The sequence below is a fragment of the Deltaproteobacteria bacterium genome, assembly GCA_020848905.1.
Classification (GTDB): domain Bacteria; phylum Myxococcota_A; class Polyangia.
Genome location: JADLHG010000005.1, coordinates 323,365 through 350,037 on the forward strand (window position 1 = coordinate 323,365; position 26,673 = coordinate 350,037).

At 71.7% G+C, this 26,673-nt stretch carries 23 protein-coding genes and 1 riboswitch; of the genes, 11 read left to right on the plus strand and 12 right to left on the minus strand.

What is annotated here, in order from left to right; all coding sequences use genetic code 11:
* Positions 1-6 precede the first annotated feature (6 nt).
* From IT371_04290 to uppS, 5 genes are all read right to left on the minus strand, one after another.
* Entirely contained in the window at positions 7-1,560 is a 1,554-nt protein-coding gene (locus IT371_04290; protein ID MCC6746852.1) for a PAS domain S-box protein, read from the minus strand.
* Entirely contained in the window at positions 1,557-2,306 is a 750-nt protein-coding gene (locus IT371_04295; protein ID MCC6746853.1) for a hypothetical protein, read from the minus strand. Before IT371_04295 ends, IT371_04290 begins: the two co-directional genes overlap by 4 nt.
* Before the next feature lie 108 nt (positions 2,307-2,414).
* Complete coding sequence (locus IT371_04300; protein MCC6746854.1) at positions 2,415-3,581, minus strand: 1-deoxy-D-xylulose-5-phosphate reductoisomerase; 1,167 nt, start codon at positions 3,579-3,581, stop codon at positions 2,415-2,417.
* A 10-nt stretch (positions 3,582-3,591) separates the two neighbouring features.
* Positions 3,592-4,416, minus strand: coding sequence for a phosphatidate cytidylyltransferase (locus tag IT371_04305; GenBank protein ID MCC6746855.1), 825 nt, complete (start codon positions 4,414-4,416; stop codon positions 3,592-3,594).
* Complete coding sequence (gene uppS / locus IT371_04310) at positions 4,413-5,180, minus strand: di-trans,poly-cis-decaprenylcistransferase (GenBank protein ID MCC6746856.1); 768 nt, start codon at positions 5,178-5,180, stop codon at positions 4,413-4,415. Before uppS ends, IT371_04305 begins: the two co-directional genes overlap by 4 nt.
* A 152-nt stretch (positions 5,181-5,332) precedes the next feature.
* Between uppS and IT371_04315 the strand changes: the two genes are divergently transcribed.
* The 6 genes from IT371_04315 to IT371_04340 all read left to right on the plus strand — a co-directional run bounded on the left by IT371_04315 (position 5,333) and on the right by IT371_04340 (position 10,070).
* Positions 5,333-5,716, plus strand: a complete 384-nt coding sequence (locus tag IT371_04315) for a hypothetical protein (protein MCC6746857.1) — start codon at positions 5,333-5,335, stop codon at positions 5,714-5,716.
* A 30-nt stretch (positions 5,717-5,746) separates the two neighbouring features.
* On the plus strand, positions 5,747-6,541 hold the full coding sequence (locus IT371_04320) for a PspA/IM30 family protein (protein ID MCC6746858.1): 795 nt from the start codon (positions 5,747-5,749) through the stop codon (positions 6,539-6,541).
* 57 nt (positions 6,542-6,598) lie between these two features.
* On the plus strand, positions 6,599-7,714 hold the full coding sequence (locus tag IT371_04325) for a tetratricopeptide repeat protein (protein MCC6746859.1): 1,116 nt from the start codon (positions 6,599-6,601) through the stop codon (positions 7,712-7,714).
* Between the two features lie 40 nt (positions 7,715-7,754).
* Entirely contained in the window at positions 7,755-8,492 is a 738-nt protein-coding gene (locus IT371_04330; protein MCC6746860.1) for a VTT domain-containing protein, read from the plus strand.
* 147 nt (positions 8,493-8,639) lie between these two features.
* The gene (locus tag IT371_04335; GenBank protein MCC6746861.1) at positions 8,640-9,053 is read left to right on the plus strand and encodes a hypothetical protein; all 414 of its coding nucleotides are present in this window, start codon (positions 8,640-8,642) and stop codon (positions 9,051-9,053) included.
* A 3-nt stretch (positions 9,054-9,056) separates the two neighbouring features.
* Positions 9,057-10,070, plus strand: coding sequence for a tetratricopeptide repeat protein (locus IT371_04340; GenBank protein MCC6746862.1), 1,014 nt, complete (start codon positions 9,057-9,059; stop codon positions 10,068-10,070).
* 64 nt (positions 10,071-10,134) lie between these two features.
* Here IT371_04340 and IT371_04345 read toward each other — a convergent pair whose 3' ends face one another.
* On the minus strand, positions 10,135-12,141 hold the full coding sequence (locus IT371_04345; protein ID MCC6746863.1) for a protein kinase: 2,007 nt from the start codon (positions 12,139-12,141) through the stop codon (positions 10,135-10,137).
* A gap of 222 nt (positions 12,142-12,363) precedes the next feature.
* Positions 12,364-12,990 (minus strand): nucleotide exchange factor GrpE, encoded by a 627-nt coding sequence (locus tag IT371_04350; GenBank protein ID MCC6746864.1) that lies wholly within the window; start codon positions 12,988-12,990, stop codon positions 12,364-12,366.
* Between the two features lie 103 nt (positions 12,991-13,093).
* Here IT371_04350 and IT371_04355 point away from each other — a divergent pair, with 103 nt between their 5' ends.
* The 3 genes from IT371_04355 to IT371_04365 all read left to right on the plus strand — a co-directional run bounded on the left by IT371_04355 (position 13,094) and on the right by IT371_04365 (position 17,074).
* The gene (locus IT371_04355) at positions 13,094-14,866 is read left to right on the plus strand and encodes a DUF2723 domain-containing protein (protein MCC6746865.1); all 1,773 of its coding nucleotides are present in this window, start codon (positions 13,094-13,096) and stop codon (positions 14,864-14,866) included.
* Positions 14,867-14,936: 70 nt separating this feature from the next.
* A complete protein-coding gene (locus IT371_04360; GenBank protein MCC6746866.1) occupies positions 14,937-16,163 on the plus strand; it encodes a hypothetical protein in 1,227 nt (408 codons plus the stop codon).
* A gap of 32 nt (positions 16,164-16,195) precedes the next feature.
* The gene (locus IT371_04365; protein MCC6746867.1) at positions 16,196-17,074 is read left to right on the plus strand and encodes a hypothetical protein; all 879 of its coding nucleotides are present in this window, start codon (positions 16,196-16,198) and stop codon (positions 17,072-17,074) included.
* 10 nt (positions 17,075-17,084) lie between these two features.
* Here the strand turns inward: IT371_04365 and IT371_04370 are convergent, their stop codons facing one another.
* The 4 genes from IT371_04370 to IT371_04385 all read right to left on the minus strand — a co-directional run bounded on the left by IT371_04370 (position 17,085) and on the right by IT371_04385 (position 22,779).
* On the minus strand, positions 17,085-17,753 hold the full coding sequence (locus tag IT371_04370) for a hypothetical protein (GenBank protein ID MCC6746868.1): 669 nt from the start codon (positions 17,751-17,753) through the stop codon (positions 17,085-17,087).
* Between the two features lie 79 nt (positions 17,754-17,832).
* Positions 17,833-18,426, minus strand: coding sequence for a cell surface protein (locus IT371_04375; GenBank protein MCC6746869.1), 594 nt, complete (start codon positions 18,424-18,426; stop codon positions 17,833-17,835).
* A 1,302-nt stretch (positions 18,427-19,728) separates the two neighbouring features.
* Positions 19,729-21,654 carry a TonB-dependent receptor gene (locus tag IT371_04380; GenBank protein MCC6746870.1) on the minus strand — a complete coding sequence of 642 codons (1,926 nt, stop codon included), beginning with the start codon at positions 21,652-21,654 and terminating at the stop codon, positions 19,729-19,731.
* Positions 21,655-22,779 carry a hypothetical protein gene (locus IT371_04385; protein MCC6746871.1) on the minus strand — a complete coding sequence of 375 codons (1,125 nt, stop codon included), beginning with the start codon at positions 22,777-22,779 and terminating at the stop codon, positions 21,655-21,657.
* 164 nt (positions 22,780-22,943) lie between these two features.
* Positions 22,944-23,098: riboswitch (cobalamin riboswitch) on the minus strand.
* Between the two features lie 341 nt (positions 23,099-23,439).
* On the opposite strand from IT371_04385, the gene IT371_04390 reads away from it, so the two are divergent.
* Both IT371_04390 and IT371_04395 read left to right on the plus strand, forming a co-directional pair.
* Positions 23,440-23,736, plus strand: coding sequence for a cupin domain-containing protein (locus IT371_04390; protein MCC6746872.1), 297 nt, complete (start codon positions 23,440-23,442; stop codon positions 23,734-23,736).
* Positions 23,737-23,819: 83 nt separating this feature from the next.
* Positions 23,820-25,826, plus strand: coding sequence for a S9 family peptidase (locus tag IT371_04395; GenBank protein ID MCC6746873.1), 2,007 nt, complete (start codon positions 23,820-23,822; stop codon positions 25,824-25,826).
* A 15-nt stretch (positions 25,827-25,841) separates the two neighbouring features.
* Here the strand turns inward: IT371_04395 and IT371_04400 are convergent, their stop codons facing one another.
* Positions 25,842-26,342, minus strand: coding sequence for a hypothetical protein (locus tag IT371_04400; GenBank protein MCC6746874.1), 501 nt, complete (start codon positions 26,340-26,342; stop codon positions 25,842-25,844).
* Between the last annotated feature and the right edge of the window lie 331 nt (positions 26,343-26,673).

Consider the following 26,673-nt stretch of genomic DNA (forward strand, 5'->3'; position numbering starts at 1 on the left):
TGTTGACTACTTGATATCAGACCCCGAGGAAGGTGGCGAATTATGGGAGGCAGGCTCGGAAAGGGGCAGCTCGAGACAGAACACGGCGCCGCGGTCTCGGCCCTCGCTCTCGGCGCGCAGCCCGCCGCCCAGCTCCTTCGCCGCGAGCACGCTCGAATGCAGGCCGTAGCCGTGGCCGAAGGCCTTGGTGGTGAACCCCTGCTCGAAGAGACGTCCCAGGTGCTCGGGCGGGATCCCGACGCCGTTGTCGCGCACCTCGATCCGCAGCGTCTGCGCGTCCAGGCGCCCGACCCGCACCGTGACCTCGCGGTCCGGACGTCCCCCGTCCCGCACCGCGTGGCGCGCGTTCCGTAGCAGGTTGACGAGAATCTGCAGCAGCCGGTGCCGGTCGAGGGACACGGGGGGCAGCGGCTCGTACTCCCGCACCACGCGGATGTCCCCCTCCTCGCCGAAGCTCATGCCGAGCGCGTCCTCCACCACCTCGGAGAGGTGCAGCGTCTCGAGGACTCCCCCGCGGCGCGCGTAGGCCTGCTGCGTGCTCACGACCACCTTCACGTGGTCGAGGTGCTTCTGGAGCGTCGCGGCCTCGGTGCGCAACCGCTCCTGCTCGTCCCGCGCCGCGTCGGCCAGCGCCCGGAGGTAGGCCGGGACCCCGCGTCCGCGTGGGTCCTCGGCGAGGAAGCGCGGCAGCTCCGGCTCGTGCTCGGCGAGGAGCCCGGCCAGCCGCTCCAGTCGCTCCACCGACGGGCGGTGGAGCTGCTCCACCACCAGCGAGGCCGACACGCTCGCGCTGTTCAGCACGTTGCCCAGGTTGTGCAGGATGCTGCTGGCCACGTCCGCCATCCCGGCTTCGCGCGACGCGGAGAGGAGCCGGCTATGCAGCTCCTTCAGGCGCAGCTCGGTCTGCTTGCTCTCGGTCAGGTCGCGCACGAGGAGAACGAGCACCTGCGCGTCACCCACGGTCGCCTCGGCCGCGTGGACCTCGATGGGGAGGACCGTGCCGTCCTTGCGGCGAGCCAGGTCCTCGCGCCGCCGTCCCGCCGGAACGCGCGCCGCCGGCAGCACGAGCTGGAAGCTGCGCCCCAGCGCCTCCGCCCGCGTGTAGCCGAAGATCCGCTCCGCGGCGGCGTTCCACCCGCGGATCAGGTACCGCTCGTCCACGGTGACGATGCCGTCGGCGGCGTGCTCGACCACCGCGCGCGTGAGGCTCTCGCTGCGCCGGAGCAGGTCGAGGGTGGTCGCGAGCTCTCCCGCGGTCTCCTTCAGGGCGTGCTCCGCCCGCCGTCGCTCCTCCACCTCGGCCTCGAGTCCCTGCCGGGCCTCCTCGAGCTCCATCATGGAGAGCTGGATCGTGGCGAGGATGTCCTCCTTCTCGGCGATGATGCGGCCGAACTCGCCGATCAGGGTAGCCAGCCCCTCGCGCAGCCGCTCTCCGTCCGCTTCAGCCAGGGGGGCCAGCGCGGCGAGCTGCTGGATCGCGGCGCCAAAAGCGCCCCGGCTCGCGGCGACCACCGCCTCGGCGATGGCGGCAGCCCACGACGCGCGAGGCTCGTCGCTCACGCGGGCTCCGCGCGAAAGACGCGCTCGGGGGCGAACCAGGGCTGCGTGCGCCCCTTGAACAGATTCACGAGCGGCATCAGCCGCCGCGCCGCCTCGCGCCTCACCCGCTCGCGGCAGAAGAAGAGCAGGACCAGCACCGCGCCGCCGAAATACGCCCCACCGACGGCGAAGACCGAGCGTACGCCCTCCTCCGTGACGAAGCTCTGCGCGGCGATGATCTTGCGCCCCTCGCCATCCGTCGCCTGCGTCGCGTCATCCACGTAGGCCAGACCGGTGGCGGAGCCCAGCACCTCGCGGATGTAGTTCGACCCCGCGTCCGCGGCCCAGCTGAGCGGAAGGCCGAGCTCCCGCAGCAGGTAGGCCAGCATCGGAATCGAGGCCACGAACTCCCTCGAGACGAGCGGGATGGCCACGTGCCCCTGCGAGGCGCGCACGTCGTTCCAGGGCGGCTTCGCTCCGGCCGTGGCGAGCAGGGTCAGCACCGGCGTCTCCGCCACGAGAGCAGGCAGCACGGAGGCCCCTTCGGCCAGCCCGTGCGCGAAGCGCTGCCGGCGCTCGGGTAGGTGCGAGTACGGCACGGTGAGGAAGCCTCGGGCGAGGACCAGCGACTCCGCGAAGCGCTCGTAGAGCCCGGCGACGAGCCGGTGCGCCTCCTCCTCGAGGTTCGCGGGGCCCGAGGGGTTCCCCTCGGCGAAGCGCTCCCAGAGCTCGCGCACACAGGCCGACGTGCAGTCGTTCAGGTTCAACCGCAGCCTCCGTGATGACGACGCCTGGAGCGCCCTCGAGCGCCCCAGACCCTCCCATCGACAGTGGCGTCCGGCGGTTTAGGACGCGGCCCCCTGCCACGCGGCTCCCTACCCGAGGTAGCTCTGAACCTGTCGGCGCGCCCAGAGGTCGGCGGCCAGGATCGGCTCGAGCTCGCCCGCGGAGTCGGAGGAGTGGGCCTCGAGCGTGCGCTCGATGAGCGACGGGATGTCGAGGTAGCGGATGCGCCGGTCGAGAAAGGCCGCCACGGCCGTCTCGTTGGCCGCGTTCAGGACCGCCGGCGCCGCGCCCCCCACGGCCAGGGCCTGATACGCCAGGTTGAGGCAGGGGAAGCGCCGCCGGTCGGGCGCCTCGAAGGCCAGCGTGCCGAGTGCCGCGAAATCGAGGCGCGGCACCTTGAGCGGCAGCCGTCTCGGGTAGGCCAGGGCGTAGCCGATCGGCACCTTCATGTCCGGCGTGCCGAGCTGCGCGATCACCGAGCCGTCCACGTATTCGACCATCGAATGGATCACGCTCTGCGGATGGATCACCACGTCGAGCTGCTCGGCGGGGAGCCCGAAGAGCCAGTGGGCCTCGATCACCTCGAGCCCCTTGTTCATGAGCGTCGCCGAGTCGATGGTGATCTTGGGGCCCATCGACCAGGTAGGGTGCTTCAGCGCCTGCTCGAGCGTCACCTGGCTCAGGTCGGCGGTGGTGCGGAAGGGCCCCCCCGAGCAGGTGAGCAGGATGCGGCGCACGTCCTCGCGCCGCTGCCCCGAGAGGCACTGGTAGATCGCGTTGTGCTCGCTGTCCACGGGCAGGATCGTCGCGCCGCAGCGGCGGGCCTCGTCGGTCACGAGCTTGCCCGCCACGACGAGCGGCTCCTTGTTCGCGATCGCCATGCGGGCTCCGCGCCGCACGGCCACGAGCGTGGGCGCAAGTCCCGCCGCGCCGACCATCGCCGTCACCACCACGTCTCCGTCGGGATGCGCCGCCACCGCGTCGGCCCCCTCCGGACCGCTCGCGATCTCGAGGCGGTCGCACCCTGCCCCGGCGAGCGCCGCCCGGAGGCGCGACACGTCCTCGGCCCGCTTCACCGAGACGAGCTTCGGCCGGAAGGCGCGCACCTGCTCGGCGAGGAGCTCGATGCTCTGACCCGCGGCGAGGGCCACGATCCGATACTGCTCCGGAAAATCCGCCACCACCTCCAGCGTGCTCCGCCCGATCGAGCCCGTGGACCCCAAGATCGTCACGCCGGTCGTTCCGCCCTCGGTCATTCCGCCCTCCCTATCGATAGATCACGTAGCGCGCGTAGAGGTACACGTACGGAGCGCAGAAGAGTAATGCGTCGATCCGGTCGAGCAGGCCACCGTGCCCCGGGATGAGCCGGCCGGAGTCCTTCACCTGATACGCGCGCTTGAGCATCGACTCGACCAGATCGCCCGCCTGCCCGAGAGCGCTCGCGGGCAAGGAGATCGCCGCCGCGTCGAGCCAGGAGAGGCTCGGCAGGTACCAGGCCTTGGCCAGCGCCGCCGCGCCGAAGCTGGCGAGGAGGCCCCCCACCGCCCCTTCCACGGTCTTGCCGGGGCTCACCGCCGGGTAGAGTTTGTGCCGCCCGAGCGCGCGCCCGGCGAAGTAGGCCCCCGTGTCGGCGAACCAGGTGATCGTGAGCACGAGGACGATCCAGCTCGCTCCGTCGGGGAACTTCTTGAGCAGCGCGAGCGGCGTGAGCAGGAGCGGGACGTAGAGGAGGCCCATCACGAGCAGCGCGAGGCTCGACCCCGCGGTGCGAATGTCCCCGAGGTGGACGAGCTGCGCCAGGGCCAGGACCAGCATCGACCCCACGAGCGCGGCGTTCAGCAGCTCCGGCTTCGGCGCCCACACCATCGTCGCGCTCACCCCCACGCCGAGCAGCACGCCGAGGCCCCGCAGCCAGGCGGGGCGGTCCTTCAGGGTGATGCCGTAGAACTCGACGAGCGCCAGCGCGCAAGCGAGGTGCACGAGCAGCGCGGTGCCCTCGGGGCGCCTCCAGAAGATCAGCAGGACCACCGGCGGGGCGAGCACCGCCGCGGAGATCACCCGCAGCACCAGATTCCGGTTGGCCTCGTTCATCGAGTGGGCCGCGCGGCGAGCTGCTCCGAGGTGAGGCCGAAGCGGCGCTCCCGCTGCTGGAAGGAGAGGATCGCCTCGACGAGCTGCGCCTTGCGGAACTCGGGCCAGAGCGTGGGGACGAAGAGCAGCTCGGCGTAGGCCGCCTCCCAGAGGAGGAAATTGGAGATGCGCTGCTCGCCGCTCGTGCGGATGAGCAGGTCGAGCGGAGGGAGCCCGGCCGTGGCGAGGCGCGTGCTCAGGGCCTGCTCGTCGACGGCCGCGGGGTCGAGCCTCCCCGCCGCAACTTCGAGGGCGAGGGCGCGCGCCGCGCGCGTGAGGTCTTCCCGCGCTCCGTAGGAGAGCGCGAGGCAGAGCACCATGTCCGTGTTCTTCGCCGAATCGTCGATCAGCGCGCGCAGGGGGCCGTAGACGAAGGCCGGCAGCCGGTCCGTCTCGCCGATGGCGACGAGCCGGATGCCGTTCTCCATGATCTCTTGGCGCTCCTCGTGCACGTACTGGTGCAGGAGCTCCATGAGGGCCGTCACCTCGTCCGCCGGACGATCCCAGTTCTGCTCGCTGAAGGCGTAGAGGGTCAGGGCCTCGAGTCCGATGCGCCGGGCCGCACGGACCACCTCGCGGACGGAGCGCGCCCCCTCGCGGTGTCCCTCGAGACGCGGCAACCCCCGGGCCTGGGCCCAGCGACCGTTCCCATCCATGATGATGGCCACGTGCCGCGGCAGGGGCCCGGGGGGCAGGACGAGAGCTGGCTCGGCCACCTCGGACATGCGGTGCTGCTACCATGCCGGCCCCGGCCGATGCAAGTCGGGCCGCGAGGCGTCGGGCCGAGAAGTGCGCCCGCCGGACCCGTTGACCCCCCGCCCCGCGTCCTCTACGGTAGGAGCGCGTCGATCGAACTTCCCCACGACGGAGGGCTGCCATGAGAACCCCCGAAGACATCGAGAGCTACCTCATCCGGATGGATGCGGGCTACGAGCTGCTGGGCCAGAATATCTGGGTGACCAAGGACACCGGTGCCGACCTCGTGGTCTCCATCTCGGGACCGATGGTCATCTTTCGCGTGAAGGTGCTCGACCAGGCCCGGGTGCCGAAGGCCACGCGCGAGGAGTTCTACCGCAAGCTGCTCGAGCTGAACGCCACCGAGATGCTCCACGGCGCCTACGGCCTCGAGGAGGGAGCGGTGGTGGTCACCGCCGCGCACGAGCTCGAGAACCTGGACTTCAACGAATTCCAGGCCACGCTGGACGACATCGGGATGGCGGTGAGCAAGCACTACCCGATCCTGAGCCGCTTGGCCGCCTAACCCTTAGGGCCCTCGGAGACAAGGTGCAGCATGGGAATCTTTTCGCGATTGGGCACGCTCCTCAAGTCCAACATCAACGACATGATCTCCAAGGCCGAGGACCCGGAGAAGATGCTCAACCAGGTCCTCGTCGACATGAAGAACCAGCTCGTCGAGGCCAAGAAGCAGGTGGCGGTAGCCATCGCCGACGAGAAGCGGCTGAAGAAGCAGTTCGAGGACGAGGATCTCAAGGCCAAGGACTGGGAGCGCAAGGCCATGATGGCGGTGCGCGCGGGCGACGACGTCCTGGCCCGCGAGGCGCTGGCGCGCAAGGGTGAGCACGACGAGGCCTCGACCACGCTCGGCAAGCAGTGGCAGCTGCAGAAGGACGCGGTGGAGAAGCTGAAGGACAGCCTCCGCGCGCTCAACAACAAGATCGAGGAAGCCAAGCGCAAGAAGAACATCCTCATCGCGCGGAAGAAGCGCGCCGAGGCGCAGAAGACGATCCACGACACGATGTCGGGGCTCTCCGACACCTCGGCCTTCGAGACCTTCGACCGCATGGCGGCCAAGATCGACCAGCTCGAGGCTGAGGCCGAGGCGGGGGTGGAGATCTCGGGGCAGCTCACGGGAGATACGCTCGAGCAGCGCTTCGCCCAGCTCGAGACGGGGGCCGGCGCGGACCACGCGCTCGCCGAGCTCAAGGCCAAGATGGGCCTGCTCCCGGCCGCCACGACCGAGCCCCGAGCCGCGCTCCCCGAGGCCAAGGACGCCGCCAAGGTAGACGAGGCTCTCGCGGCGCTGAAGGCCCGCGTCTCGGCGGGCACCGGCGAGGAGAAGGAGTAAGCGTCCGGCCAGGCCCTGCGGGTCCCGGCCTTCCTTCTCCCTTTCGACGACACCGCCATGCGTCCTCCCTCTCGCGTCACCCCGAAGGCCCTCGCCCTCCTCGCCCTGGTGGCCGTCAGCGCCAGCCCGGACGAGCGCGCGGTCGCGGGCCCCGCTGAGACCCTCGCGTGGGAGCGCGACGGCTCGCTCCGCGCGGCGGTCCGACGGGGAGCGGCGGAGAACCGGCTCGTGCTGGCCAAGCTCGGCACCTCGTGGTGCAGCGCCTGCCGCCGCCTCGAGCGCGTCCTCGGCGAACCGAGCCTCCGGCCGCGCCTCGACCGCTTCGTGCGACTGGCCTACGACGCGGAGGTCGGCGAAGGGCGAGACGTCGCGCGACGCTACAACGTGGTGACCTACCCGACCCTCCTCGTCCTCGGGCCCGACGGGCGCGAGCGGGACCGGGCCACCGGCTTTCTCGCGGCCGAGGCGCTCCTCACGCGGCTGGCCGAGATCGAGGACGGCAGCGGCACGCTCGCCGAGCTCGAGAAGCGGCTCGCGGAGACGCCGGCCGACCTGGCCCTGCGCCTGCGCGTCGGCACGAGCTGGGCGCTGCGCGGCGAGCGACGGGCGGCGCTCCGCCACCTGGAGCTGGTCGTGCAGAGCGACCCGGACAATCGACGCGGCCTCGCGGCGCCGGCGCTGCTCGCGAAGGGCAAGATTCTGCTCCTTCGGAGCCTGGGCGAGCACGCGCTCGCGGCCGCCACCCTCGCGGAGCTCCGCCGGCGCTTTCCGCGCGCCCCCGAGGCGGAGGCGGCGGTCTTCTCGCTCGCGCAGGCGCTGGAGCGCGAGGGGAAGCCGCGCGCGGCGGACGCCGTGCTCCGCGGCTGGGCCAGGACGGCCGCGCAGCACGCGACGGCGGCCTGGTTCTACGTGCTCGAGCGCACCCGACCGACGGCGGGCCTCGACCACGCGAGAAGGGCCGCGCTCCTCGACGCGAAAGACCTCGACGCCATCGAGGCGGCGGCGCGCCTGCACGAGCACGCCGGGGAGGTGGCTGAGGCCGAGCGGGCCTGGCAGCGGGCCGTGGCGCTGGCCCCGACCGAAGCCTTCTTCCGTCGGCGGGTCGCGCTCTGTCGGGAGCTCCTCGGACAGAGGGCGCGTTCGTCCTGGCCCGGCGGGACCGAACCGCGGTAGAACGGATCGGATCAGTCTCCGCAGCCGAGGATCGCGCGGCATGGAAGCCGAGATCGTCCGCATCATCCAGCAGGAGCCCGCCTACGCCTACCTGGCGCTCTACGGCGTGCTGCTCCTCTGCGGGGTCGGCATGCCGATGCCCGAGGACATCTTTCTCATCGCCGGCGGATACTCGGTCCACCTCGCGCACCAGCACGGCCTCGCGCACCCGAGCCTGGGACTCATGATCGCCGTCGGGATGTTCGGCGTGCTCACCGGGGACGTGATGCTCTTCCTCGTCGGGCGGTGGGCCGGGCCACGCGTCACGCGGGTCTGGCCCTTTCGCGTCATGCTCTCCGAGAAACGGCGAGACAGGGTCAGCCACTTCTTCACCAAGCACGGCGTCTGGACCGCCTTCTTCGCCCGCTTCGCAGCCGGCCTGCGCGCACCCACGTACCTCCTCGCCGGCAGCGCGGGGATGCGCTTTCGCACCTTCATCCTCGCCGACGGCTCGGCCGCGGCGATCAGCGTGCCGCTCCTGGTCTGGGCCGCCTATCGCTTCGGCCCCGAGGTGAAGCGCTGGCTGACGCGCAGCAAGGTGGCCTTCGGCATCCTGGTCGGCGTCGTCGTGCTCTGCCTGGTGGTGCGCGCGCTCTTCAAGTGGCGCGCCGCCCGGCGCGAGAAGCTCGCGCGGGCAGCCGGCGCCGCGGTGTCGACCCCGTCCACCGCGCTCTCCCCGACCCCCGCGCTCTCCGCGGATCCGCCCGCGGCGACCCGCCCCTCCTCGCCCGAAGAATAGGGACACCCCCTAGCCCCCGGATCCCGCGCGATCCTCGGACCCTGCACGATCGTGCCCTGAAAAATGGTGCGGCAATGTAGGTTCTGGTAGGATCCGTCGTATCTCGAACGAGCGCCTATGACCCCTTCTTCTTTGATGAAACGGCCCATGGCCCGGGTGGCCCACGTGGGCCTCTTCCACCGCGAGATCGTCGAGCGGCTCAGCCCAGCCGGCCTGGATCTCCTCGTCGCGACGGGGATCCGACTGAGCGAGGGAGAGATCTCTCCGGACGGCCGCTACTACGGCAGCACGATGGTGACCCTGGACCTGGGCAAGCTCGCGGGCCGCGTGCGCGACGCCTGCGACGTCTCCACGGCGGTGCGCCTGGCGCTGCTGCTCGCGGCCGACGCCGCGGCTCTCGAACGCTTCGCCGCCCTCGGTCGGGCCGAGGCGCAGCGCATCGCGGGCGGGGCGCTGCAGGCGCTCCAGAGCGAGGTGCGCGTGCGTGCCGAGCGCGCGTGCGTCTTTGTGGACGTGGACCTCGAGGGGCAGGCCGACCAGGCCGCCCACGCACACCGATAGGCCATGAGCGCGATCTACACCTTCAAGGACGTGGCCCGCATCTTCGGGCTCAAGGAGAGCCGCCTGCGCTACTGGGCGCAGACCGGCTTCATCACCCCGAGCGGGCGCGCCGAGGGGCGGCAGGCCTACACCTTCGGCGACCTCGTGGAGGTGAAGGCGGCCATGGCGCTGCTCGACGCGGGCATTCCGCTGCAGCGCGTGCGCAAGAACCTGCAGGCGCTGCGCGGAGCGCTCCCCGAGGAGCACCGGCCGCTCTCCCGCCTGCGCGTGCGCTCGGACGGTGACTCCCTGGTGGTCTCCGACGCCGACGCCACCTTCAACCCGATCTCGGGCCAGCTCCTCCTCGACTTCGACCTCGAGGCGCTGGGACGCGAGGCAGCCAAGGTGCTCGCGCTGGAAGACGCGGCGGCGAAGCGCGCGGCCCAGGCGAACGGCGCCGGCGCAGGCCAGGCCGCGACCTCTCGCATGCGGGTGGAGGTCCCCTCTCCCGAGGAGGACCTGAGTCCCCGGGACCCGGCCGACCCGGCCGGCGGCCCGCCGCAGACGGCGTACGCGTGGTTTCTGCGCGGCTGCGGCCTCGACGCGGATCCCGCGCGGCGCGCGGAAGCCATCTCGGCGTACCAGGAAGCGGTGCGCCTCGACCCGAGCCTGGCCGCCGCCCACACGAACCTCGGCAACCTCTACTACGGCCAGCACGAGAAGCCGGCGGCCCGGCGCTGCTACGAGGCGGCGCTCGCGCTCGATCCGGACCAGCCCGAGGCCCGCTACAACCTGGCCAACCTCTACGACGAGGCCGGCGAGGCGGACCTGGCCATCGCCGAATACCGTCGCGCGCTCGTCGCGAACCCGGACTTCGCGGACGCGCACTTCAACCTGGCGCTGTCGCTCGAGGCGGCAGGGAGTCGCGTCCAGGCGCGCCAGCACTGGCGCCGCTACCTCGAGCTAGTGCCCGAGGCCGAGGTGCACCGGACCTGGCGCACCCTCGCGCGGCAGCACCTGGACGCGCTCGAGGGCTAGAGCCTGCGGCCGGCCCGGCCACGACGCAGCCTGACGGGATGTAGCGCCGCCCACCTGGCCGTGCTTACGAGACGACCTCGTCGGGCAGCACGCCAGCCAGGAACTCCTCCTCGAGCTTCTCGATGAAGGCGGTGTAATGCTGCTCGCTCGCCTCGTCGGCGAACTCGAGCCGGATGCCCATCCCCCGGTCCTCCCGATCCTCCACCAGCCGCGTGACGCGGCCGCGCAGCTCGACCGGCTTGTGCTGTCCCGGGGGCATGAGCAGGAGCTTGATCGGCGTGTTGAGCTCGAGGAGCTCGTGCGAGCGGACGAAGACGCCTTGCTCGTTCACGTCGCGCGTGAAGTTGATGCGCCGCCCCGTTCGCGCGGTGTAGGTCACGCGCAGCTTGAGCGGCAGCCGCCGCAGCTTGCGCTGCTCCTTCACGCCGCCGCGCACCCACGCGTTGACGTAACCCATCTTGCTGCGCTCGCTCGGGTGCACCTGGACGCCCGCCCCTGCGCGCGCCCGCGGGTCCTTGAGCTTCGGCCGCCTCCAGGTCACGACCCCGCGCACGAAGAAGCGCGGTCCGCCGATGAAGGTGATCTCGACGCGCACCGGCGTCCCCACCTCGGGGGGCTCGCCCGTCGGCACGAAGACCCCGCCACCGACGGTGTTCGGGTCGAAGTAGCGCTCCCAGTCGTCCGGGCTCGGGACGCGCAACCGCAGGCGCTTCACGGCGGTGCCGAGCTCGTCCCAGCTGGCGCCCGCCATGCGGATGTCGACCTCGCCCGACCGGAACTCCCGCGACCCGCCCGGCGCGCCCTCCAGCCCCGCGAGCTGCTCGGCCGCCAGGACCTCCGCGGAGCTCCCGGCGCGCGTGGCCTGCACCTCCCCGGTCCGCGGCTTGCCGTGCCCCTTCGGCAGCTCGACCTCCTCGGAGGGCGACGCCCCGCTCTTTCGCCCCGCGCCGCGACCGACGAGAATCACCTCGGCCGAGCGGTAGGGGCGCCCGGGTCGCGCGCGCTCGTGGTACACGCCGCTGTAGGGCTCTTCGGCGGAGCTCGCCCCACCTTCGGCGGGCGACATCATGGTCGCCGCGCCGAGCACCTCCGCCGACGGCTCGGGCCCCCCCGGCGAGGTGATAACGGTCTGGATCCGGGGCGCATCGGGTACCGTCGGGACGGCCGCGGGCTCCTCAGCCGCGCCCTCGAGGGGCACCGCGTCCATCGCCAGGGACATCTCCGGCGCGCTCTGGAAGCGCTCGTGCGGGTCCTTCGAGAGTGCGCGGAGGATCACCGCCTCGAGCTCGGGCGGCACCGAGGCGCACAGCTCGCGCGGCGGCGGAGGCGGCGTCTGCACGTGCGCCAGCATGATGTCGAAGGCGCTCTCCGAGTAGAAGGGCACCATCCCCGTCGCCATCTGGTAGAGCGTCACCCCCAGCGAATAGATGTCCGAGCGCTCGTCCACGGTCTTCAGCGCCTTGCACTGCTCGGGCGACATGTAGAGCAGCGTACCCAGCATGGCCCCGGGGGCCGTCTGCGACCCCCCCTCGGCCAGCACCTTGGCGATGCCGAAGTCCATGACCTTCGGGAAGTCGCGCCCCCCGACCCGCGCCAGGAGCACGTTCGACGGCTTGATGTCCCGATGCACGATCCCCTGGTCGTGCGCGTAGCTGATCGCATCCAGGACCGGCGTCATGACGCTCTTGATCTGCTCCACCGGCATGGGGCCCGCGAGGTCGTACATCAGGTGCTCGAGGCTCGTCCCCTCCACGTACTCCATCACGATGGCGCAGATGTTCCCGTCGAGAACGTAGTCCTGCACGGCCACGATGCTCGGGTGGCGGAGCTTGGCCTGCACCTTCGCCTCGCTCTTGAAGCGCGTCATCAGCGACGGATCGCCCGAGAGGAAGGACGAGAGCACCTTGATAGCCACCGGCGTCTCGAGCCGGATGTTGGTCCCGCGGTAGACCACCGAGGTCGCGCCGCGTGCGATCACCTGGTCGACGCGGTACACACCGTCGAGCGTGGCGCCGAGGAGGAGTTCGGGGCTCCCGGGGTCCAGAGCCTGGGGCGAGGCGGGCGCCTCCAAGGTCAGCGGCGAACCGCAGAGCTCGCAGAACCGCGCCCCATCGGGCTTATTTGACGCGCAGCGACGGCAGTACACGAGAAGTCCTCCCCCGCTTCACGAACCCACGCTCGCCCTCGTCGAGCCCTACCCGGGAAGCGTCCCATCGTACCACGCTCCGTCGGCAAAAGAGACGTCGAGAGCCCGCGCGGTCCTTGACCGGACGGGCCAGACGGAGGTCACGCCTCAGGCGAGGCGGCCGACCTGCACCTGGGCCGCGCGAACCACCCGACCTTCCAGGCAGAACCCTGGCGTCAGCTCCACCAGGACCACGTTGTGCTGGGCCGCGTCCGTGACCTCGGCCACGGCCACCGCCTCGTGGACCGCGGGGTCGAAGGGTCGCCCCACCGTTTCTACCCGTTCGAGGCCCAATTCTCGGAGCTTTTGCAGCATGAGAAGGTGTACCATGCGCACCCCCTCCTTGACTGCCCCGAGATCGGAGGTCCTGTCCGCCGCGAAGAGCGACCGCTCGAGGGCCTCGAGCACCTCCAGGAGCGGGCCCGCCAGATCGCCGCGGAGCTGCCGCATGCGCTGCGCCAGATCGCGCTCCAGACGGCGCTTCGTCTCGTCGAGCCCCTGCACCACCTCCTGCTTGTAGGCGGCGATGTACTCGCGTAGCTGCTGGTCCTTCTCGGCCACCTGCGCCTCGAGCTGTTGCACGTAGCTCGGCGCCTGCGCCCGCGGTTGCGCCGCCTCGGCATCGAGCTCTCCCTGATCGAGCGTCCAGAAGCGTCGGTCGTTCACCCGGAACCCCTGGGGAGCGCCCCCCTCCCGCTCGTCCGCCTCGGCCGAACGCGCTTCGTCTTCGTGCATGCGACTCTCCTCTGTGCGTGGCGGAGAACCCACGGCTCCGCCCCTTGGACTGCCGGTCAATATATGTTGCCGACGGGCCAGATCAAGGGCTGCTATACGGACCATGGGACGCCTCCCCCCCCTCCTCGGCCTGGTCGCGCTGGGGATCTATCTGCTCCTCGCGGGTCCCACCTTCTACTGGCTGGACTCGAGCGAGTTCGTCGCCGCCTCCTGGAGCCTGGGAATCGCCCATCCGCCCGGCCACCCGCTGGCCAGTCTGCTCGGCCGTCTCGCCTGCTACCTCCCCTTCGGGACCCTCGCCTTTCGCACCACGCTGGCCTGCGCGCTCGAGGCTGCCGCCGCCACGACCTGCGTGGCCCTCATCGCCCGCGCCGCCATCGCACGGCTGGGCGCGGGGTCGAGCGAGGCGCCGCGGGCCCTGACCCACCACCTCCCCGTGGCCGTAGCGTCGCTCTCGGCCGGGCTCTCCTACGCGATCGTCTTCCAGGCCGTGCGCACGGAGGTCTATGCGCTAAACCTGGTGCTGGTCGCGGCGGCCACCGCGTGTCTGCTCGCCTGGGACGCGCGGAGCGACCGCCGCTACCTCTTCGCCGCGGCGCTCTGCGCGGGACTCGCGCTCTGCAACCACCACCTGCTCGCGCTGCTCGCGCTCGCCCCCGCGGGCCTCTTCGTCGTGCTCCGGCGGCCCGCGACGGGGTTCGGCCGCGTCCTCCTCGGCGTGGTGCTGGCCGGCCTCCTCGGCCTCGGCACGCTGACCTACCTCCCGCTGCGCGCGCGCCACGCCCCCGAGGTGAGCTGGGGCCTGCCGAACACGCTCGAGCGCTTCGGCTGGGTCGTCTCCGCTCGCATCTTCCAGAAGTCCGTACGGCGGGCGGCGCAGGAGAGCGCGGAGCACCGGCTCGCGGGCGCTGCCTTCGCGGTCCTCGGGGGCCTCGGGCCCGTGGGCGCCATCATGGGTCTCGCGGGGCTCTACCTCCTCGTGCGGCGGCGCTCCTCGCGGCGCACCGGTCTGCTCCTCGCGGGGCTCGTGGGCTCGAACCTCCTCTCGATCTATCTCGTGGGCTTCGATCCGCTGAACCCCGACGCGCACGGCTACCTCTCCGTGGCGGTGGCGCTGCTCGCTCCGGCGCTCGCGGTCTTCCTCCACGCCCTCGCCACCGGGGCCGCGCGCCTCGCCCCCCGCGCCGGGCCGGCGCTCGTGAGCGTGTTCGGCTGCGCGCTCCCGCTCTACCAGGCCTGGGCCCACCTCCCCGCGAGCGACCTGCGCCAGCACTGGGCCGCCGAGGAGACGGGGCGCGCGCTGCTCGAGGTCCCGCCGGGGTCGCTCGTGGTCACCTCGTACTTCGAAAACGTCTTTAACCTGTGGGCGCTCCGGGCCACCGCGGACCTGCGTCCCGACGTAGGGCTGCTCCACCGGAGCTTCCTCGGTCAGCCCGGTCACCTCGAGCTCCTCGCGGCGCGCGAGCCCGAGCTCCTGCCGCTCGCCCGGAGCTGGCCTCGCCCCGACGCGGTGCGCGCGGACGACCTCGCCGCCCTGGCCCGCACGCGCCCCGTCCTGGTGGAACACGACTTCAACCTGGACCCGGCCATCACCGCCCGTCTGGCCCCGGCGGGAATGCTCCTGCGCTTCGACGGCACGCTCGCCCCTCGCACCGTGCAGTCGCACCTGGCCGCGATCCAGCGCTGGACCACCGCGCTCGGCTCGCTCGAGGAGCTCGAGACGCGTCGCGCCGCCACCTGGGCCCACTACCATCTGCTCCGCTACGCGTGCCTGCGCCGCCTCCCTGCGCTCGTCGAGCTCCACCTGGCCGCCGCGCAGACGCTGGCTCCCCGCTCGCAGGAGATCGCCACGCTGGCGCGCCAGTGCCGTCCCTGACAGGGCCGTCCCTGACAGCCGGCCACTGGTTGTGGTAGACGACGCGCGGGATTGGAAGGAGGGCGTCGCCATGTCTACTCGCTTCACGCCGCTCGCGCGGGTCGTCGCGCTGGCCTGGATCTGCCTCGCCGCGCCGCGCGTGGCCTCCGCGCTCCCCGAGGACCCCGGAAGCCTCGCCTTTCACAAGAGCACGCAAACCGCGCCGCTCGACGGCAAGAGCGTCACCTTCGACCTCTACGTCCCCGTCATGGTGGGACCCGGCCCCATCGTGGCTCTCGGCCACGGCTTCGCGCGCAACCGCGGCCACTTCGTCGGCTGGGGGGAGCAGCTCGCCCGACGGGGCTACGTCGTGGCGATTCCCGACTTCCCCGGCACGCTCCCCGACCACGCCGCGAACAGCCGCGTCCTCGCCGGGCTCCTCGGCTGGATGGCGCAGGAGGGGGCCCGGACTGGGTCGGCCCTCTTCGGCAAGGTGGACGCCACCCGCCGCGCGGTGGTGGGCCACAGCGCCGGAGGCCTCGCCGCGCTCCTGGCCGCGTCGATCGACGTGAGCATCGGCCTCGTCGTGGGCCTCGACCCCGTGGACCGCGACGAGCAGGGCAAGAAGGCCGCGGCGGTCGTCAAGGCCCCGGTGCTCTTCCTGCGGGCCGAGCCGAGCACGTGCAACCAGCAGGGCAACAGCGCGGGCATCTATCAGGCGCTTCCGGGGGCGAAGCTCGACCTGAAGGTCCTCGGCGCCTCGCACTGCGACGCGGAGTCCAACACGAACGCCGTCTGCACCGTCCCCTGCGGCGGCTCCTCGACGGCGAGGCACACCACCTTCGTGCGCTACGCCTTCGCCGCGATGGACTACCTGCTCCGCTGCCAGAGCGCGCTCCTCCCCTGGCTCGGCGGCGCCGAGTCGAAGACCGACCCGGGGATCACCGAGCTCACCAGCCAGAGCTTCCCCCCCGCCCCGCTCCCCTGCGGCGCGCCGGTCCGCGACGGGGGAGCCGCGGGTGACGGACGACGGCCCGGCGACGGGGGAGCCTCGAGGGATGGCTCCCGCGACGGGGGAGTCCTGCCCGACCAGCGTCTCGCGGACGGCGGGCGCACCGATGGAGCCCTCCCCGACGGGGCGCTGCCTGCAGGTGGAGACGGTGCCGGCCAGGGCTCCTCGGGCTGCGACTGCGCCCTCGCCTCGTCCCTCCGACGGCCGGGGGGCTCCCTCCTCGCCGCTCTCGCGCTGCTCGCGCTGCTCGCCCGGCGTCGTCCGCGCGGTCCACGCCACGCCACGCCCGCTGCGCGTCGCGATTGACGACCCCTCTCCGTTAGTACTAAGAGCGCCGGATGCACGAACACCCGCGACGAGGGCTCCGCGTCCTCGGCACCCTCGGTCTCCTGGCTCTCGCGGCCTGCAAGGGCAGCGCGAGCGCACCCATCGCCTTCGACGCGCTGCTCAGCGCCTGCGTGCGGATCAACGCCTGCGGCGTGATGGCCCGCGCGCGCGTGACGAACTGCGTGGACGCGTACTACACGACCCAGCTCCCCGTGGGTCTCGGGCCGGTCTACGCCGAGCTCTACCGCTGCGTGAACGACGCCGGCGGGTCGTGCGACGAGGTCCGGCGCTGTTTCGGCGAGCAGAGCACCGAGCGTTGCGACGCCACCTTCCGCGCCCGCTGCGACGGTGCGCGCGCGGTCTCGTGCGACCTTCTGGACAAGCGGATCTACGCCGCCGACTGCGGGGCGGCCGCCCTCAGCTGCGCGGTGCCGAGCAAGGACACCTTCGCCGCGCGCTGCGGGGCGGGCACCTGCGGCGCCGACTTCACCCCGCGCTGCGACGGCTCGCGCCGCCTGACCTGCGTGAACGGCGTGGTGGAGGTGGAGGACTGCGCGGCGCAGAGCCTCGTCTGCGACGAGGGGGCCGCGCGCTGCGCCGGCGAGGAGAGCGGGGCCTGCAGCGGGAACCGCTGCGAGGGCGATATCGCCGTGACCTGCGTCGGCGGGCGCGCCCACCGCGAGGACTGCACCAACCGCCCCTACAACACGAAGTGCCGCAACGGGGTCTGCGAGCGCTCGGGTTCGGCCTGCGCCGACGAGCTGGATCGCTGCCAGGGAGCGCTCCTGCAGACCTGCCTCGACGGGCAGTGGAAGACCTTCGACTGCGGGAGCCTGGGCCTCGGCGCCTGTCAGGCCTCCAAGGTCGGCGCGGCCTGCGGAGCGAAATAGAACTTACGTTCTAATCGTCCATCTCCGGCCCCTCGCCGAGCACCTCCACCCGCAGCATCGTCGAGACGAAGGCCATCGTGGGCAGGCTCCCCCCCTTCTCGGGCTGGACCATCTTGGCCGCGGTGAACGAGGGGAGGTAGAGGATCTGGCCCAGCAGACCGATCTTCACCCGCGGATGAACGGTCACCGCCACCCCGGCCCCGCCGAGAAACCCTAGCGGCGCGAAGATCGTCCACTCGCCGCGCCGGGCGAAGCCGAAGAGCTCCACCCCGCCCGAGAGCAAGAGCTCGAGCCGCTTCAGCCGGAGCCCCACGTCCCCGGTCAAGGTCGGCAGCGCCGCCCAGTGCCCGGAGGCGAACTGACCCACGAGCGTCCCGCGCACCGCCAGGATCGATCGCCCCCCGTGGTCGAGCCCCATGGCCGCCGACATGCCGACCGTGCCCCCCCACTCCTCGACGGGGTCCAGCGGCAGCAGCGCCCCGGCCTGCCCGCCGTACCACCGTTCACCCGCCCGCGCCGAGCCCGCCATCGCGAGCACGCCGGCCACCGCGAGCACGCCGGCCATCGCGAGCACGCGAGCCACCGCGAGCGCACAGGCCGCCGCGACGGAGCTCGCCCCCCGCGCCTTCCAGCGCGTCGCGCATCGCCCGCGGTACCGTGGTGCGCCACATGCGTCCATGCGCGGCACTCTACTCCGATGGTGTATCCCTCGCCAGAACACCGGCCGGTGTTCTGGAGCACCGATCAGAATCGGTGCTCTACCGCTTCACCGGGTGCACGAGCACCACCGCGTCCAGATCGAAGCCGCGGCTGTTCGTGCCGAGCGCGGCCTTGCCCGCGTCGCGCAGCCGCACGTACCGCGCGCGCTTCAGCCCCACGGTGGCCAGGTCGAAGGCGTCTCCGCCCCCCGCCACGGGATCCGACGACGAGAGGCAATTCTCTTTCACGTTGGCGAGCACCGGGCGCACCCCCGCGCACCCCGGGTAGGGCCACTCCTGCTTCCCCGCGTCCCCCCGCGTGCGCGACAGGTCGCACGGAAACTCCTTGAAGTCGCCCGCCGCGGTCCCGCTCTCGCTCACCGCGACCTGCGCCGGCTCAGCGTTCGGAGTGAACGGCGAGAGGAGAAACGGGTTCTCGTAGACGATGAAGTCCGCTCCCGGGCCGTCCTCGATGTCGTACGCGCCGAAGTCCACGACGATCTCGCCCCCCTCCCCGAGCGAGAGGACCTCCCCGGTAGAGCCTCCGCCCGCGCCCCCGCCTCCCGGCCCGCCCTGGATCACCCCCGGAAACTGGCTCTGCCCGAGCCCCGCGCCGGCGCCATAGGTCACACGCACCACGGAGCCGATCCCCACCACGGGCTGCGCCCCCGCGTCGCCGCAGTTCGGGCGCGTGTCGGCCGCACCGTCCCGCGGGGCCCCGTCCCCTGTGCGCCCATCCGGTCCCCCGTCGCGCGTCGCCCCGTCGGTGCCCCCGTCCCGGGCCGCCGCCGCACCGCCTAGGAGCGAGAGCAGCTTTCCCGTGCCGAGGTCCACGAGCGCGAGCTGGTGGCTGCCGAAGAGCGTGACCCAGCCCACGAGCTGCCCCCCCTCCTCGGTGATCGCCAGGTCGTACGGATTCGAGCCCACCGGAAAGACCGCGAAGGGGAGCTCCGAGCGCCCCGTCGCCAGGTGGATGCGCTGCAGGTTGTGCGAGAGCGAGTTCACCACGTAGGCGTACTCGCCGCGCACGATCACGCGGTTGCTGGAGAGCCCGGTCTTGACCCAGCCCGCTTCGGCGGCGAAGGGCGTTGCCCCCACGTTCACCCGGTAGACGCTGTTGGCCACGGTCATGAGCACCAGCGCCCGCCCGTCCGGCGCGCGCGCCAGGTCGATCGGCCCCTCCACGAGGTCTGCGTGCACCCCGACCGGACCGCAGCTCCGTCGCGCCAGGTCCCCGACCAGGTCCTCGCTCACGCAGAGCTGGTCGCTGTTGTAGTCCAGCACGGCGATCCCCTGCCCCCAGGGGCGCACCGTCGTCATGCCGTTTGTCCCCGGAGGGGTGGCGAAGAGCTCGAGCGGGTTCTCCGCGCCGCGCAGCACGCGCCAGCCGGCGAGGTCCACCTTGAAGACGTCTCCTCGGGTCCCGCTGCCGATCCAGGCCGTCCTCCCGTCGGGGGAGAGGGCGAAGGCGCCGTAAGCCCCGATGCGCGGGTCGGCCGCGCTCCTGCCGAGCGGAAGGCTCGCCGCCATCGTCGCCGGAACCCCCGCGCCGAGCTCCAGCCGGTCGAGCGCCCCGGGCTGCTCTACCGTCGCCAGCCCGCGGCTGTCGATGGCCAGCCTCCCGCTGTTCACGACGTAGGCCGTGCTGCCACGCACCTCGATGGCCTGGGTGTTCGCCGCGCTGGTCGGCACCTGTCCCACCACCCGTCGGAGCTGCCGATCCACGACCGAGACGAAGGCCGAGCCGTAGGCCGGCCGCGTCCCCTCGTAGTGGAAGGCCGTGTTCCCCACCAGGACGAAGCGATCGGAGACGGCGATGGCCTGGGGGGCCGCGAAGGTCCCGGGGCCGCCGCCGTCGGGGCGCGGGCTCGGACCCTTGGTGCACGCCGCCAGACCCACCGAGAACGCCATCCAGAGCCAACACCGCATGAGACACCTCGTTCTAGAACGTTCGAACTAGAAGCTTGCCGCCAATGAAACGAACAGGCGCGCCGGGGCCAGCGGAAAGCCGACGGCATCCACCGCGTCCCGCTTGTCGAGGAGGTTCTGCCCCTCCGCCGCGAAGGTCAGGAAGCGGTAGGTATAGGCCCCTCCGGCCGAGAGGATGACACGCCCCTCCTCGGGCTGGCTATCGAAGCGGGCGAGCACCATCCCGCTCTCCACGGTGGCTCCCCCCCAGAGCTTCAGCCCCTCGAGGTGCCGCGCCCGACCCCGCGCGTGGAGCCACCGTCGCAGCCGCGCCCCGCTGAAGCTCAGGCGCGCGACCCAGCGGTGTTCGGGCTGCCCGGGAAGCGACATCTCCGGGGTGCCGAACCGGCTCCGGCAGAACGTGTACGCCGTCCGCAGCGCGAGCCCCGCGCCGGGCGCGAGCTCCACCGCGCTCTCCAGCCCCTGCGAGGTGACCCCTCCGTAGTTGTCCGGCCGCACGAGGAAGCTGCTCACCGGCGCGAAGAGGATCACGTTCTTCAGGTAGCGGCGGAAGTACGCCGCCTCGAACGCGAGCCACGGTCCACGCCACCTGAGGCCCAGATCGCCGCCCAGCGCGTCCTCGGGACGCAGCTCCGGGTTTCCGCCAAAGCCGTCCACCCGGATGAACATCTCCTGGAAGGTCGGGTGCCGGAAGCTCCGCCCGAGGTTGCCGAGAAACTCGACCCCGGCGAGCCACCGGTGCGCGGAGCTGCGAAAGGGCCGCAGCGCCACTCCGAGCCGCGGCACCACCACGGTCTCGAAGGCGCTCGCCGCGGCCACGCGCGCCATCGGCGCGAAGACCACGCGCCGGCCCCAGAGCTCGAGCTGGCTGCCCACCCGGGCGTCGAAGGAGAGCCGCTCGGAGCTCGCGACCGTCTGCGTGTCGCGGTAGAGGTCTCCGCGTAGCTCGAGCCCGCCCTCGACGCGACCCACTCCCGGCAGCGGCACGGCGAGCTCGAGGCCCGCCCCCACCGCGTGGCTATCGGCCTGCGCCACCACCGGCGGCGCCGAGGTCTCGTCGAAGGCGAAGCGCCCGTAGCGGTGGTGCGCCGAGAGCGAGAGCACCCCCCCGGGCAGAAAGACGCCGTGACGCGCCCCGCGCACGAGCGACAGGTTCCGGAGCTCGAACTGCCGCGCCGTCGGACTCGGCCGCTGGCTCATCCCGGGCGCCCCGCGCGCGCTCACCGAGAAGGTGTCGAGCACGCCGAGCATCCACCTGTCGCCGAGCGGATGATCCACCTTCGCGAGCACCTCCCCCTGGCGCCCGTCGTTGTTCTCCCGCACGCGCGCCACACCGTTGTCGTCGCGAAAGGGGAAGGTCCCGTCGAGGTCGCGGTAACTCCCGCTCACGAGGTAGCGGAGCTCCCCACGCGCTCCGCCGTGCGAGCCTCGAAGCTGCACCGAGCGATAGGAGCCGTACCCGGCCGCCAGGCTGGTGCGCCCTCGACGACGGAGCTGCGGGGTCGAGAGCAAGAGCGCCCCGCCGAGCGCGTCGCTGCCGAAGCGCGCGGACCCCGCCGAGCGACGGACCTCGGCGCGCTCGAGGTGCGCGGGGTCGAAGAGCGAGAGGTCCACGCCGCCCATCCCCGCGGCGTTCAGCCGCACCCCGTCCAGGTAGACCGCCACCTGGTGCGGCTCCGCTCCGCGCAGCGAGAGCAGTCTCCGCCCGCCGGGGCCCTGGTCACGCACGCGCAGCCCCGGAACCTCCTCGAGGAGATCACCGAGGTCGCGCCCCGGTAGCGGGTCGCGCAGCTCGAGCACGGTGGAGAAGCCCGAGAGGTCGTCGGCCGGAACGCTCCGTCGCACCCGGGGGCCGTTCACCCGCGTCTCGTACGCCGCGGGCTCCCCGCGCGCCGCACACGGCACGCAGAGGAGCACCGCCGCCGCGGCGCGAGCGATCCACCCCCGGGGCACCTACTTCTTCTCGATGATCGCAAGCTCGGGCTTCTGCACGTCTCCCATGAGGACCGCGAAACGCGAACCATCTCCCACGATGCGAGTCACCTCCACGCCTCCGCCCACGTCGATCACCGGAATGAGCCCCGCGCCCCCCGAGACCTTGTCGCCGCTCACCTGGACCGTCACGCCCTTGACCCCGCTGAACTTGAAGTTCTGGTCCACCTCCACCACGAGCAGGCGGTCCCCCACCATCGTCACATCGGAGGCGTTCCCCAGATAGACGGAGTCCGCGTCGGCCGAGAAGGAGAGCGACTTGCCCGCCGCAGCCGCGGCCTTCAGCTCGGCCGTGCTGAACCCGCGAAAGGCGTACTTGTGCGAGGTCAGGTCGAAGGCGCTGACCACGACCACATCCTTGCCGGAGGCCAGGTACCCGCTGACGCTGCCCAGGTCCTTGACCAGAAGCTGCGGCGTCTTTCCCCCCTGCGCCGGCACGGCGTAGACCGCGTTGCCGGTGCCCACCCCCGCCACGCCGAGGCCCGCCACGAGCAGCGTGTCGGCGTCGAGCCACACCGCGTCGAAGTTCCCGTTGGCCTTGTCCACCACCGTCGGGGTCTGACCCGCCTTGCCGAGGTAAAGCGCGCCGGCGAAGGTCTTCTCCTCGGTGTAGCCCACCGCCACGACCCCGCTCGTCGAGACGGGGACGAACCAGCTCGCGAAGCGCTTCGCGGTCCCGGTCGGCGTGAAGGAGAAGACCACGCTCGGCGTGCCGGGCTTGAGGCTCCCGTCGAGCGTCGCGGCGCGGACCTCGAACTCGTCCTTGCCGAGCGACTTCGGTCCGAAGGTGTAGAGGACCTGACCGGCCAGACCGACCCCCTCCACCTGGGCGACGGTCGTGCGACTCTTCGTGCAGTACTCCGCCGCGAGCCGCAGGGGGCTCAACGCGCACGGATCCGCCGAGCCGTCGGGCTTGCTCCCCGTGTCGGCCGACCTCGCGTCCCCTGCACCGCGGTCCGCGGCCGCGCCCGCGTCGGCTACCGCGCCCGTGTCGTGCACCACGGCCGCATCGGGTGCCGTGCTCGAGGTGCTGCTGCACCCGACGAGCGCGCTCGCGGCCAGGACTCCCATGAAATGACGACGCATGCGTTTCTCCTCGCCCGTACCACGCGGGCGGTCAGGCCGTGGCCGAGGAAACGCAGACGGACGGGATCGAGACGGTCCCGGCGCGCCCGCGTCCCGCTCCCCGGGGACACGGTGCCAAGAGGGCGCCGCGCGAACGCTATCCTCGCCCTCGATCGCCGCAGGGTAGGTCTCCTGGCTCGCGGCCCCGACGCCCCGCCTTGCAGGCGAAGCGCCGATCCTCCTCGCCTTCCCGGGCGCTGTCGTGCGCGCCCAGTGGCACCTCGAGGAGGCCTGACCGCTCACAGTGGCGGGCCCGCGCCGGATTCTCACCGGCTTCCCAGAACCACCGCGGCAAAGGGAGTGCCTAGTGCGCCTCCACGCGCTTGTCAAGCGCGACGAAGAAGCGTGCCCCGCACTTTCTCGGGATGGGGCGCCGCGCCCTTCGTATAAGGATGAAACGGCGTCGGTCGGTGGTCGGTGGGAAACCTCCCTCAACGGGTTGAAGGGACGGGCGGATCTTTTTTTTTGCGCCCGGCACAACACGCGGCCATGATGGAAAAAATCGCCTATTCCGGATCTGAATGGCTTCCACCGCTTGACGCGGGGGTCGAGCTTGATCAGAATGCTCGGCTTCTGACGGAACGAGGGCAGGGCATGCCGATCGCGCAAAGGCTGGCCGAAATGTCTTACTTCTCCTCGACTTGCCGCGTTCTCGGGGAGGGGCAGCTGACGGCCTGGACCCTGCACCGAACGGCCCTCTCGTCGCTCGACCTGCTCGAGTACCCGGCCGGAGAGTTCGAACTCCGGGTCGAGGTGGAGCAGAGCGCCTGCGTCCTTTCCGGCTCGGCCACGGTGGACTTGGCCGACGGCCGGTTCCTCCGGCTCGGGCCCGGGGACGCCATGTACCTGCCACGAGGCATGCAAGGCCGCTGGATCGTGCGTGAAACGCTGCGCACGGTGGCCGTCCGGAACAGCTAGACCGTCGCGTAGCGCGCGCGGATCCCCTCGCGCGCGGCGTTCCTTCGTGACCTCTCCCGCAACCTGAGCTAATCATCGGGACCATGTCCAGGTCCTTGAAGACGCTCCTCTTCTGTGTTGCCGGCCTCTCCGCGTGCCGGACGCTGCCCCCCCCTCCGCCACCTCCGCCCCCCCCGCGGATCGTGCCCGGGCCCCCGCCGCCCCCCAAGGAGGGGCTCATCCTCGACGGGGTGCCCGCCGTGCCGGCCCGCATGCGCGAGCAGATGAACCCCTATCTGAACGTGCGCGGGGCCTACTTCCTCGACTGGGACGAGAAGGGGACCGGGCTCCTCGTCGCCACCCGCTTCGGCAACACGACCCAGGTGCACCGCGTGGCCTCCCCCGGCGCCGACCGCCAGCAGCTCACCTTCTTCCCCGAGCCCGTGGACCGCGCGACCTACGTGCGCGGCTCCTTCGACGGAGCGCTCCTGCTGCTCATGGACCAGGGGGGCAACGAGAACCTGCAGCTCCACCGCGTAGACCTCCTCGAGGGAAAGATCTCCCGCCTCACCGCGGCCACCGCGCGCACCACGGGCTTCGAGTGGTCGCTGAAGGGCGCGCTGGCCTACAACAGCAACGCGCGCAACGGGCGCGACTTCGACATCTACGTGGCCAAACCGGGCGAGGTCGCCGCCGCCAAGCGCGTGCTCGAACCCAAGGGGATGTGGTCGACCGCCGCCTTTTCCCCCGACGAGCAGAGCCTCCTGCTCGTCGAGTTCGTCTCCCTCAACGAGACGTACCTGCACCTGCTCGACCTCCGCACGCGCAAGCTGCGCGCCCTCACCCCGAAGGGGCCGCGCCCGGTCGCCTACCGCTCCGCGCTCTTCGCCCCCGACGGCAAGGGGCTCTACGTCACGAGCGATCGCGACGGCGAGTACACGCAGCTCTACTATCTCGAGCTCGCGAGCGGAAAGCTCACCCCGCTCAGCGCGAAGCAGCCCTGGAACGTGGAGGAGCTCGAGATCTCCCCCGACGGCAAGACCCTGGCCGTGGTCCTCAACGAGGACGGCTACTCGCGGCTGCACCTGATGAACACGCGCTCGCAGAAGTTCACGCCGGTCAAGCTCCCCGACGGCATCCTCTCGCGGCTCCACTTCTCTCGCCGCCAGCCCGGGCTCCTCGGTTTCAGCCTCGAGCAGCCCACGGCCCCCTCGGACGTCTTCAGCTACGACCTCAAGCGGCGCAAGCTCACGCAATGGACCCACAGCGAGGTGGGGGGCCTGAACCGCGACTTCCTCGTAACCCCGACCCTCGTGCGCTACCCGACCTTCGACGCGGTGGAGGGCAAGCCGCGCAAGATCCCCGCCTTCTACTACCGCCCCCCCGGTGACGGGCCGCACCCCGTGGTCATCCACATCCACGGTGGCCCCGAGGCGCAGTTCCGCCCGAACTTCCTCCCGCTCCTGCAGTACTGGGCCATGGAGCTGGGCGTCGCGGTCATCGCCCCGAACGTGCGCGGCAGCGACGGCTACGGCCGGTCGTATCTCCTGCTCGACAACGGCCGCAAGCGCGAGGACTCGGTGCGAGACATCGGCGCGCTGCTCGACTGGATCGGCAAGCAGAAGGAGCTCGACGCGAGGCGCGTGATGGTGCACGGCGGCTCGTACGGGGGCTACATGGTCCTCGCCAGCCTCGTGCGCTACGGGCAGCGCATCGCCGCCGGCATCGACTGGGTGGGGATCTCGAACTTCGTCACCTTCCTCGAGAGCACGCAGAAGTACCGCCGCGACCTGCGCCGCGCCGAGTACGGCGACGAGAGCGCCCCCTCGATGCGCAAGTTCCTGCAGGAGATCTCGCCGCTCTCACACACGGAGAAGATCGTCTCGCCGCTGCTCGTCTTCCAGGGCGCCAACGACCCGCGCGTGCCGAAGAGCGAGTCGGACCAGCTGGTGCGCGCCGTACGCAAGAACGGGCGCGCGGTCTGGTACGTGGTGGGCGCCGACGAGGGCCACGGCTTTCGCAAGCGCACGAACCTGGATCAGGCGCTGCAGATCACCGGGCTCTTCACGGAGCAGATCGCGCCGCGCGGCAAGGCCGGCGACAAGCCCTGAGGGCCCTGACCGCGCTCAGCCCCCTACCGGGTGGTCCCAACTGAAGGCGTCGGGCTCGGTGCCGAGCACCTTGGCGAGGGCCGTCTCCTCGAGGAGGTCCTGCATCCGCTGGCCGCCGAAGCGCTCGATGATCTTGTCGTCCCAGTCGTCGGCGATGAGCGCCACGTCGCGAATGGTGGCGAGGAGCTCGTCCGCGTCCATCGAGGTCCCGCCCAGGATGGAGTGCAGAAAGAGCACGAGACTCCCCTCGCGCACGAAGGCGAAGGCTCCGAAGCGCAGCACGGCGTTCAGCGAGAGGAGCTGAAGCGCCAGACCCGCCTCCATGCGCACGCCCTTCACGAGCTGCGCCACGCAGCGCACGATCGCGCGCTGCTCTCCCCAGGGCACCACGTTGATCATCACGTAGCTCGAACCCTGCTTCACCACGTACATCCGGTCTTCCACCTTGCGGAAGGCCTTGTTCCCCGCCAGCGCCTGCTCGATCCGTTCGCAGGTCGCCTTTTCGGCTGCGTTCATGGTCTGCTCCTCGCGTGGACTGGCCCGCGATCTACCACGAGAGCGGGGCCCGTGGAAGGCCAGGGGGTGTCCGTAGCAAGGCGGTCGAGTTCTCGGAGATGGGGGTATGGAGGGGGCGGCGCGACGGGCAAGCGCCCCCTCGCGCACCGCCCCGCAGTCGTCGCGCGCCGTGGGAGGTGGGATCGAGGGTGCCGAGGAGGCCGCGGGGAGAGGAGGCAGGGGGACCTGCGAGAGGCGCGACGTGCGGGGCTGCGGACCTCCGGCGACAGCGCCCTGGCGGGCGCTGCTGCCTACGGACGCTGCGCTCGGGGGCCTTGACCCGCCGCGCCGC